The sequence below is a fragment of the Psychrobacter sp. A3 genome, from assembly GCF_028823565.1.
Taxonomy (GTDB): Bacteria; Pseudomonadota; Gammaproteobacteria; order Pseudomonadales; family Moraxellaceae; genus Psychrobacter; species Psychrobacter celer.
In genome coordinates this window covers 1-10308 of the sequence record NZ_JAPEHS010000088.1, presented here as the reverse complement: position 1 = coordinate 10308, position 10308 = coordinate 1, and the positions used below count along the sequence as shown (strand labels likewise).

The window sequence follows — 10308 nt, the reverse complement described above, 5'->3', positions numbered from 1 at the left end:
ACGCCACGTCCATTTATATTAACTCAGAGCAATCCATCTATGATATTTGGACCTCGCCGATGCTGGCAGACTATCAGCGTATTACCTTGCCATCGCCCATTGAGTACCAACGCCATGCTAACGACCATCACAACGTCAACGTCAACGTCGGCACTAGTACAAATACTGAGATTGCTGGCATAACCACCCAATTAAAAGCGTTAATGACCTCGCATCTGGGTATCACTCGTAACGCCGAGCAGCTTGAGCAAGCGCTAGGGCAAATCTGCCAGTGGCAACAGCAGCTCGGTGGTAGAAGCTTTGATCATATAGATACTAAAAGCCAAGACCACGTCATCTCTTACCATACGCTGCCCTACGTTCAATTAACTAGGCAGTTGCAGTTAGCGGCTTTGATTATGCAGTCGGCTTATCAGCGTCATGAGAGTCGCGGCGGTCATTATAGACAAGACTATCCAAACTTAGCGAGCAAACCTTTGACCAGTGTCATTGAGCCGCCCTCGCTGACCGCATTTGCTACTATTGACGATATAGACACAACAGCACATATAACAACAGCGGATGTGCAAAAAATAACTGTACCACCTTTAGCCATGCGGGAGTCCGGTTAATATCAGCTAATACCATATAGTTTATCAACTATAGTTAGGATTAAAGAAGCATTTACGCTATCATAACAATTCGGCTGTAAGCGTTGCGACATAATCCGCGACATAAAATGGTGGCATTTGGATCTTAAAGGTATGGCTTCTGATATCGTCTTTGTGATCGCGCTAATGGGGGTGGTTAGCGCGGTATGGGGAGCGCTGGCCATACCACGCCTGCGCAGACGCCTACCGAAGATTTATCTGATCGCACGCTCATGGTGGTTTATGCTGGCGGCGCTCTTTGGCTGCTATGCAATCGCAAAGATCGCAGATCGCCATGCCGAGCTTTTGACGTCCAGATACCCCTATCAATGGCTGCTTATTGGTTTTTTTGTGCTGATCGGTCTGCGCGGTGGCTACGAAATCAAACGGATATGGTGCCTACCTAGTAGAGCACGACTGATCCATAAGCTACAAAGCCGCGGCCTGCAGCCAAGCGTCACTCCCACCTCTTCTGCTGACCATCCCGCTAGCGCGACCACTCCACAATACACGCACCCAACGGGTTTAGATGGGTTATTGAGCATGGCATTTGTCGCCTTGATTGTCAGCTTGATTGCCCTCCAGCATCTGACGTGGCAACGCGAGCAGTATGGTGTCTTATTGTTTGTCTTATTTGCCAGTCAATTTAACGATATCGCACAGTATCTATGCGGTCGCCTACTTGGTCATCGTCTGTTTTCACGTGGCCTAGCGCCGCGCATCAGCCCCAACAAAAGCATTGAAGGCGCTATCTTTGGCAGTATGTGTGCCGCGCTACTGGCATCGCTACTGGGGGTCTGGCTGACGGGATTTGAATGGTGGCTTTGCTTGCTAGCCGCTTATGGATTGGCAGTGAGCGGTATCGCAGGCGATCTGCTAGAGTCTGCGTTTAAACGTCAGCACGGTATCAAAGACACAGGTACCATGCTAGCAGGGCACGGCGGCGTATTGGACCGTATCGATAGCTTGCTGATTGGCGTGCCTATTTTTACCGTCCTTTATTGGCTACTGGGTTAAATAAAGCCTGTTGCAAAGACAGTTTTTTTACTCATTTTTCATTACTTATTGTTTTTATCAAGCTGGCTGCGTAATACCCAGTCTAATAACGGCTTGGGCACACTGTTTAAGGCATAAATAATATAACGCATCGCTCGTGGAAATATGGCAAGCTCGGTATCCTCAGCGATCGCTTGCATGACATGCTGGACGGCGGTCTGTGTACTGATGATAAATGGCTTATGACTGGCGTCACCGTCATTTAGATCACGCAGCGCTTGGGTATCGATATAGCCTGAGGCGATGCCGTTTACTTGAATATCATACGGGCGCAGCGCCAAGCGATAGGCGCTGGCCGTGGCTATCATCGCGCGTTTGCTTTTGGCATAGAGGCTGGCATAGGGATAGTCCAACGCCCCAGCGATGGAGGCAATACAGATGAGACTTGGCTTGCCATATTGCCTCATGTCAAACGATGTCGGCTGCTGTTTTAGTCGCTCACTTGCCCACCAAAACACCTGCTCAAATGCTTGTAAGTTAATCGCTAGCATGCGCGTGCTGTCTGCCGCATTGAGCGTCCGCACCCGCTCGTTGGTATAACTGCCCGCACTATAAACCAGCCGATAAAACGTGATGGCAGATAAGTGCTGCAAAAACTCATGCGTTTGGGCGCGGTCAGTCAGATCACAGCGATAGGTGATGATGTGCGGATATTGACGATTGATCTGCGCTATTTTTTGGCGATCGTGACCCACCACACTCACATGCCAGCCCAGTTGCTGGTGATGACGTGCCAATGCCAACCCCAAACCACTGGTGCCACCGACGATGATGACGTGCGGTGCATCAGCTGTGGTAGGCTTTAAGGCGTTTGGTTTAAGATCTGTCATATCATCGGTTCGGCATAAATCGCGGTATTCGTATATCGTCAGTTCAAAACACCATCGTTATAAGTAAGCGCGCTACTGGGATAAATGTGGCGTAGCCGCTGGCGGTATAGGCATAAGCAAAGGTATAAACACAGTACACCTGTAAAACGGTAGCGCTAAAGTAGGTCAACTATAGCGCATGCTGCCGAATATAGCTGCTCGTTCGCTGATAGCCATATTGCCACTGCGCCTGCATTTGCTGCACAAAACCATCATAATCACGATGAATCAACGCTACGGTCATTTGCTTTATACTAAAGCGCTTTTGCACGCTTTGGCCTGCGAGCTGCTCGGCATTGTCAGCAAACGGCAACCAATGCAGCGGCTCGGTATGGCGATGGCTTGCCTCTCTATGATAGCCATGCACCTGTGCCAAACGAGCATTGGGATCAAAACCAAAGACACGCTTAATCGCTGGGGCAGCAAGCCAGGTATCATACCCCGCTTTGCTCTCGGCAAATACCGTTTGCCCCAGCTGACAGGCCAGCTCAACGGGCGTGAGGTTGATGACACCGCCTAAACACCAACCGAGCGTTGAAATATGGGTAGGTGGCAGATAGTACATATCGGCCATAGACGCACGTATCGCGTCCGCAAACCTCCACTGGCTCACTATCTGTACATGCGGCGGTATGCGCCCATCAGCAAACGCATGCGCAGGTGATCGTATCTTATTGTCAGCTTCGCCTTGCATGGCGGCAGCAAGCGACATCATAGTCGCCACACGCGGCGAGGCAAATAACAACTCTTGCAATACTGCTGCTGGACCCGCCGCCGTATATGAGGCAGGTGGCCACGCGCTGTCAATCCCAGAGGCTTTTTGCAGACAGCTGGCGATGATTGCAACCTCAGGTATGGCTTGCTTGGTGCTTTGAATACGCTTATGACCACAGGCACTCTTGTCTCTACGCTCATTACGCTCATTGGCAACACCAGATAGCGCATCGAGCCAATACCGCTCATCATCGATACGAAACATGGCCAATTGCTGCAGCTCTGCGAGTAGCTGCTCATAGCTGGCTGGCGATGAGCGTTGCGGTTTAGTGCTTTGCTTGCTTGCTAAGCGCCAACGCTGTATGGCCTGCGTTATATAGCGCATTTTTAATCGTCTATTTGCTTCATCTGGCCTGACATGCCTGATTGCACAAATGGCGGTATACAGCTCATGGCTATACAGCAGTGCTTGCAAGTCTTTTGGCTCAGGCGCAAGATGTACCAAATACGCCGAGAGGCTACCGCCGCAAGTACCTATGATCATATCTGGTCTCAAATCATGGGCGACCAGCGCGGCATAACTGCCCAGATAATAGGCAAAGCGCGAGCCGCCTCCCGAAAACAGCTGCACACGCTCATATGTTGTGTGCTTATTTGTCATCGAGCGGGGCGACCTTTACCGCCAGCGACACTGTAAAGATACCAAAACGATCGATACGCATGCTGACTTTTTGAAAGCCTGCCTGCCTGACCAGCTGGTCCATCTCCGCTTGTGAGCGGCAACGCATCACCCAGTCATGGCCGCGATGGTTGTTTAAGGTTTTACTGATAAACTCTTGCTCAGGGTGCCATGGTTGATTGGTATAAATCAGGTAGCCATTTGTATTTAAGTTATCATAAATACCTGCTAATGCAGTCTCGGGTAAGCGGTTATCAGAAAACAGCTCAAACAATCCAGAGACGATAGCGATATCAAACCCTGCATCAGATTTTGCGTTATTTGATGATGGCATGTGTAGTGATGATGCGGTGACACTATCCTCCTGCACGGCCTGCGTATAACTGGCAGGGTCAAAAGCGTCCTGCTGCCTGACCACCACTCGATCAGTGATACCTAAGCGTTCAGCTTTTGCTTGTAGCGCTTGAATATTATGTACCTCATAATCTCGCAGCTCAGCTTGTAGTCCCGTAAATTCCGCCAACAGATCAAATGCATAATAACCATGACCACTGGCGATATCTAGCAGCTTTGGTTGATAGCGCTTAGAGCTACTTGGTTTTTTACCTTGGGGGTTATTGTCTTCGATAGCTGTCAGTGCGGTACGCGCCAGCTCTAATATATGCTCGCGGCGGATACGAATGCCTTGCCAGCCGATGTTGTTAAGATAGAATTTATCAACCGCTTGACCAAACTTGTTTTGGCCACTAGGCTGGTTTTGATAGACATGATCGAGCGAATGCCCTGAGTCAAAGCCACGCTCAAGCCCTGTGGCGATCGCATCGCTGACATGACCAAATTTTTGCATCGCCAACCGAGTTAGCGCAAAGCTTGGATTAAATGGCTTGATGGCCAGTCGATCGACCTTGTCTTTGCTAGCGCTATGCAAATGCGCCGCTCTTAAATCCGCTGTTTGTACCGGTGTGCTAAATACCTCCTCGGCAAACGCTAGACAGTCGGCAAACACGTCGGCTTTGTTGGTCTCATGAAAGATGGCATGGTAGCTATCAGGATACAGCTGCCAGCGTTTGCTTGAACTATTGATCGCCTCATAAAATGTCCGCTCTGCTTGCTTATCCACCACATAGTCTTTGCCAGCACACAAAACAAAGGTCGGTACGGTGATGGCCTCTGCATCATCGAGCAGACGCTGACCGGTCGCGTGCGTGTCGATCAGCAGGTCGGTTGAGATGCTGCTAGAGATCAGCGGGTCGGCATTGTAGGCGTGCTGCGCGTCTTGGTCATGGGTGAGTACTTGCGCTTTGACGTAGCTGCTGACGCGTGACATCAGCCCAAGCGTACGCGCTACCTTTAGCGACGGTATGGCAAAAGGCAGATACAGACGAATCTTGAGCGCAGGTGTGCCGAGTATCATGCCGCGGATGTTGGGCGCATAATCATGCACCCACGCGGCGGCGAGCACGGCACCGATACTACTGGCGACGATTAGTGTGTCGTCGATGGCGATGCCGGTTTGTCCCATCACCAGCTGAACAAAGTCATTTAAATCGCGCTCAAGCTCGGTGACGCTCTCGGCATGATCTTTGATACCGCCTGATCGGCCATTGCCGCGCGCATCCCACGCAAACACCTGATAGCCTGCCGCTGCAAACTGCTGCCCCAGCTCTGCCAGACGTCCTGAATGCTCATGACCACGGTGCAACAAAATCACTTGCCGTAAGCACTGATCGGCGTTTTTTAACTGCTCAATAGGCATCGTTAGCCAATAACGGTAATAAATCGCTGTGCCATCATACGCGTTATAGCAGCTCTCGCCTTCTATCACGGCTGCTTGTAATACCTTCGTAGCCGCGCTAGAAGAGGCTGGCATATCCTGCGCCGCTGTATCATTTATATTTATAAAATCAGAAGACATGGTCTGGGACTCCAAAGTAGTATGGGCTGAGCGCGGTACAGGCGGCTGACGCTGTAGATACAATGCGGCCATATAGCGCAGACGATTGAGGCACGTTTTTAGCAGTAGTATTTGTATTAGCATAAAAAACGGACTTGCTGAGCGATGAGACAATGATATCGGTACACTAAGGCTTTTTGCCGCCCCAAGCACGCCCAGCACAAACGCACGGTCACTTTTGCCCAGCGGCCCTTGATTGGCTCGAGCGCCCACCGCAGCATCGCAGGCGATGGCTATCAGCTCAGTGCTGACACTCAGTATCATCAGCCCAAAGACATGACGCTGCTGATGAGCCTGTTGGTCAATCACATTTTTAGATGGACAGCTTGGCTGAGCGCTATGAGGTAGCAAGCTGGTGATGAGCGCCGTATCGGCAATAATGTCACCTGCTTCATTGAGCACACCGCCCAGCGCAGATGCCTGTGCATGCTCACGCGCCATCATGCCATCGATGGCATTGAGCGCCATACGCACAAACAGCGACGACGGTAGCAGCGCCCAAAGCGCCTGATGGTGAGCCGCAGGCTTGGCAATCACATAGGCCGTCCCTAGGCTGAGTATCACAGCAGATATCGTCACTTGATTGGCGCTGCATCCTGACTTAGCCAATGTATCGCTTATGGGACGCAACTGGTCTTGAAACTGAGATTTGAGCTGATAGAGCGACATAGGGCTGACCACAGAGGTTGAGTGCCTTAATGTAGCAACAAAAGTTGATCAGGTAAAGATAAGCCAAGCATATAAAAGTACTATTCGCGGCCAGTATCGTTCTATTTTATGATGAATATCATGCGCGGATAGCCGTATTTATAAATGAATATGATACAATCTTCGGCTTGTTTAAAACCGCTGCGAGCCTGCCGATATGCAAAGCCTGATTACCCTTGTCCTGGTATTAATGCCAATGTTTATTGGCTTTGCCATCCCCTCGAATCCCAAAATGACCAAGCTTGCGGATAAAGGCTTGTCGTACTTGGTGTTTATTATCTTGGCGCTCATCGGTATCGAGCTGTCACAAGTGGAAGGGCTGGGCAGTCAGATAGGTGAGATTGCCTTGTATGTCATTATATTGTCGATATTGACCATAGGTACGGGGCTATTTAGCCTAATGCTCTTTGATCATCTAAAACCTTGGCAAGCCAAAAAACCAGTAGCGAAATCTAAAGAGCACCGCGTCAGTATCCGCGGTAGCTTGGCACAAGTGGTTTGTGTCGTGATTGGCATGGTGATTGGTTATTTTTTACCGGCAGGTTATATGCCGCCTGAAAACACCATGACCGTCATGCTGATGATATTGATCTTACTCGTCGGTATTGGCCTTAAAGGCTCAGGGATTACGCTTAAAGAAGTACTGCTCAATCGCCGCGGCGTGGAGATGAGCGTTATCTTTACCCTCTCGATATTGGTAGGCGGGCTTGTCTTTGCGCTGATGTTTAGCGATGTATCGTGGACAAAAGGCTTGGCGCTGGCGTCTGGATTTGGCTGGTACTCGCTATCGGCCATCGTCATGACAGATGCTTATGGGGCGATTTGGGGCAGCGTGGCGCTGTTTAATGACTTGGTGCGTGAGTTTTTTGCGCTATTATTCATCCCCGTCTTTATGCGTAAGTATCCATCAGCAGCGGTCGGCCTTGGCGGCGCAACCAGTTTAGACTTTACCTTGCCGATTATCCAACAATCTGGCGGTCTAAAAGTGGTGCCACTAGCGATTAGTTTTGGCTTTATTATTAATATTGTCTCGCCTGTACTGATGGTGGCGTTTTCGGCGTTGGGGTGAGTTAACTATATATTATAACTAAGCTTGTTGTTACTAGATATCGTGACAACCTGATTGCCAATCATTTGTTTGACAATATTATCAATTGTTTTAGGGTCTTCATCGCGCAGATGACTGTTAAGATAATTGATTAAACTCGATTTTTTTGCAGGTCGTGAGCTGACAGGCCGAGCCTTAATAGATGCAATAGCGCATTGGTATACGGTACGTTGGTCTATCGTCTTTGAACTTACGTTTTTGACACTGGTTTTTGTTTTATGGACTGATAAATCATCTAAGGTTGGATAACAAACTTTTTGATTGTTTTGCTTTATCAGTCCTTGATTTTTTAGCCATGTAATAACTAGGTTTACTTGTGACTCGTCGTTTTTTTGACGATAGCTGGCAAGTTTTTGTTTGATGACGTTGATTAATCCAGTCATAGTCTTAGCTTTACTTAGTAATACTTTTTCGGCTACTAAATTTAGTACACCCTGACTGTCTGTGTTGTAGCAGAGTTTTTCGTTTTTACTATCGAGCTCTATCAGGCCTTTCTTGATAAATTTATCAAAAACTTTTTCAACGATATTGTTTTGTTCGGCTTCATCAAATTTAACCAAAGCTTCTGCTAACGCGTATTTCTTCATCGCAGAGAGTAGGTTTGATTTATAGCTTGGCAAAAACATCTTGCGATTTACTATGCTATCGAACACCAAAACATAGCAGTCATGAATGATAGATTGAGGTGTTTTTTCTTCACTGATTGGTACTGTAGCGGTCTTCGTATCTATCAGACCATCGCTGCTAGCATCGTCATAGAACACTTCTTTTTGACTGGTATCAAAGATGAGTTGAGTTTGTTCTATATCAGCCTCTATCGTGTTCTCTACCTCATAGGCGAGGCTTAATTGATTGGCATCTCCTGCGCGTGTGATGGCCATACCGTCATACACAGTGTTGAGATGCTCAACCAAGATATCGTAACCACTGTCTCTTGCCAAAATACACACATCCGCCTGTGCATCGATTTCAGATATTTTGCCAAGATAAAAAGACAAGTAAAAATCTAAAGCGTTTTTACCTGCATGCTGCATCTTGATGATATGTACATTATCGCTGTTGAATTCGAGTAATGCTTCGACCAACCCAAGTGGCAAGCTCTTTTGCTGATGTATGCCCAAAAACAACCATACATGACATTCCTTTGTATCAATGCCCTCAAAACTCTTGGGTTGAATGTTTTCATAATCAATTAAGATATGCTTCATCGAAATACTCTTATTATTTGATTGTCACAACCATCCTTAAACCCCACTCGCCTGCTTCGCAAACAATCGCATGAGTGGTTTTATCTTGCCAACGCGGTACATGCCTTCACTGCGAATTTGCTGGATCGGACGCATCTGCGCAAGCGAACCTGCAAACAGCCAATTAAGCGCCGAAAAGCTATGCATCATCAGGCTATTATGCGGTCGGCGTAGACGCTCATAGCTACGCAAGGTTTGGTTACTGCCCCACAGCGTGCCACCACTACGGGTAAAGTCATGCATCAACTGCTCACACAATACTTTTACATCGAGCATACCCAGATTTAACCCCTGACCTGCCAGTGGATGCACACCATGGGCGGCATCGCCTATTAGCACCAAATTGTCCTGTACATAACGCTTCGCTTGCTGCGCGGTCAGTGGAAAGCTGGCGATGGACTCTATCTGCTCGATTGCGCCAAGCTCATAATGACTGGCAGCGGCCAATTTATCAGCGATCACGCGCTCGTCTTCCTCGAGCAAAGCCAGTGCGTCATTGCGCGGCAGTGTCCAGACAATGGACTGCCAATGCTGCGGCGTAGCTTTATCCTCATCAGTGATATCCGCTAAGGGCAACAGAGCCAGCGTGCCGGTCGGTAGCATGGCTTGGCGCGCGGTCGCTTGATGGGGCTTGGCAGTCTGAATCGCACAGCAAATCGCGGTTTGGTGATAATCAAGCGTGTCCAGCCCAATTGCCGCCTGCTGACGGACAAACGAGCCGCGACCATCGGCACCGACGAGCAGATGCGTATCGATAGCAGCGCCGTCTGCTAGCGTCACACGGTAGCCCTGCTGCGTCCCGCGCCAGTCCATATTGACAACTTTTTGCCCTGCGATGACGGTCAGATAATCACTGACATCCTCCTCAGACAGACGCTGCCACAAGGCATACTCGATGACCGCTGGTTCAACCATACTGCCAAGCAGCGCTGGCGTACTGCTTTCACTATCGCCAAATAATAGCTCGCCCATACCATTTAGCTGCCATACCTGCATCTGCGAGTAATCCGCCTTGCGCTCAGATATCGCTATCTTTTGCCAAGCGCCTATGTCTTTTAACAGCGTAATGCTGGCGAGGCTCAGCGCATAAACACGGGCATCGCGCTTGCCAAGCATTTGTTGCCATGCAGACTCATCTCGAGCAGGACGCGCATCGATTAAGGTCACGGGCATTTTGGCCTGTGCCAGCTTTAGCGCCAGCGTCGCACCGACGATACCGCCGCCGATAATGAGTGTATGGTTGTTTGTCATAAGTTAGCTCTCGATATCAGGACGTGTTAGGGCGTATCTTCAATTCACTTGATAATTATCTAAATGGGCTAAAAATAGCGCATCACTTTAGGG

Annotated in this window: 7 protein-coding genes and 1 pseudogene; 3 read left to right on the top strand and 5 right to left on the bottom strand. The window is 49.0% G+C overall.

Annotation, left to right across the window (positions count from 1 at the left end):
• Together NK638_RS10515 and NK638_RS10510 are read left to right on the top strand one after the other, a co-directional pair.
• Positions 1 to 611: pseudogene (locus tag NK638_RS10515) on the top strand (L-aspartate oxidase); the annotation flags it as partial.
• A gap of 132 nt (positions 612 to 743) precedes the next feature.
• The gene (locus NK638_RS10510; RefSeq protein ID WP_274632987.1) at positions 744 to 1646 is read left to right on the top strand and encodes a phosphatidate cytidylyltransferase; all 903 of its coding nucleotides are present in this window, start codon (positions 744 to 746) and stop codon (positions 1644 to 1646) included.
• A 41-nt stretch (positions 1647 to 1687) separates the two neighbouring features.
• Here the strand turns inward: NK638_RS10510 and NK638_RS10505 are convergent, their stop codons facing one another.
• From NK638_RS10505 to NK638_RS10495, 3 genes are all read right to left on the bottom strand, one after another.
• Positions 1688 to 2515, bottom strand: a complete 828-nt coding sequence (locus NK638_RS10505) for an SDR family NAD(P)-dependent oxidoreductase (RefSeq protein ID WP_274632986.1) — start codon at positions 2513 to 2515, stop codon at positions 1688 to 1690.
• A 169-nt stretch (positions 2516 to 2684) separates the two neighbouring features.
• Positions 2685 to 3929: a patatin-like phospholipase family protein gene (locus NK638_RS10500; protein WP_274632985.1), complete on the bottom strand. Its 1245-nt coding sequence runs from the start codon at positions 3927 to 3929 to the stop codon at positions 2685 to 2687.
• Positions 3919 to 6570: an alpha/beta fold hydrolase gene (locus tag NK638_RS10495; RefSeq protein WP_274632984.1), complete on the bottom strand. Its 2652-nt coding sequence runs from the start codon at positions 6568 to 6570 to the stop codon at positions 3919 to 3921. The genes NK638_RS10500 and NK638_RS10495 overlap by 11 nt, the downstream gene beginning before the upstream one ends.
• A 196-nt stretch (positions 6571 to 6766) precedes the next feature.
• Here NK638_RS10495 and NK638_RS10490 point away from each other — a divergent pair, with 196 nt between their 5' ends.
• Positions 6767 to 7678 (top strand): lysine exporter LysO family protein, encoded by a 912-nt coding sequence (locus tag NK638_RS10490; protein WP_274632983.1) that lies wholly within the window; start codon positions 6767 to 6769, stop codon positions 7676 to 7678.
• A 5-nt stretch (positions 7679 to 7683) separates the two neighbouring features.
• On the opposite strand, the gene NK638_RS10485 is transcribed toward NK638_RS10490, so the two are convergent.
• Together NK638_RS10485 and NK638_RS10480 are read right to left on the bottom strand one after the other, a co-directional pair.
• Positions 7684 to 8925: a PIN domain-containing protein gene (locus NK638_RS10485; RefSeq protein ID WP_274632982.1), complete on the bottom strand. Its 1242-nt coding sequence runs from the start codon at positions 8923 to 8925 to the stop codon at positions 7684 to 7686.
• 36 nt (positions 8926 to 8961) lie between these two features.
• Entirely contained in the window at positions 8962 to 10215 is a 1254-nt protein-coding gene (locus tag NK638_RS10480) for an FAD-dependent oxidoreductase (RefSeq protein WP_274632981.1), read from the bottom strand.
• Between the last annotated feature and the right edge of the window lie 93 nt (positions 10216 to 10308).

What these genes read in the sequence shown, in the direction of transcription:
- NK638_RS10510 (WP_274632987.1), top strand. Translation starts at nt 744, where the DNA reads ATGGCTTCTGATATCGTCTTTGTGATCGCGCTAATGGGGGTGGTTAGC.
- NK638_RS10505 (WP_274632986.1), bottom strand. Translation starts at nt 2,515, where the DNA reads ATGACAGATCTTAAACCAAACGCCTTAAAGCCTACCACAGCTGATGCA.
- NK638_RS10500 (WP_274632985.1), bottom strand. Translation starts at nt 3,929, where the DNA reads ATGACAAATAAGCACACAACATATGAGCGTGTGCAGCTGTTTTCGGGA.
- NK638_RS10495 (WP_274632984.1), bottom strand. Translation starts at nt 6,570, where the DNA reads ATGTCGCTCTATCAGCTCAAATCTCAGTTTCAAGACCAGTTGCGTCCC.
- NK638_RS10490 (WP_274632983.1), top strand. Translation starts at nt 6,767, where the DNA reads ATGCAAAGCCTGATTACCCTTGTCCTGGTATTAATGCCAATGTTTATT.
- NK638_RS10485 (WP_274632982.1), bottom strand. Translation starts at nt 8,925, where the DNA reads ATGAAGCATATCTTAATTGATTATGAAAACATTCAACCCAAGAGTTTT.
- NK638_RS10480 (WP_274632981.1), bottom strand. Translation starts at nt 10,215, where the DNA reads ATGACAAACAACCATACACTCATTATCGGCGGCGGTATCGTCGGTGCG.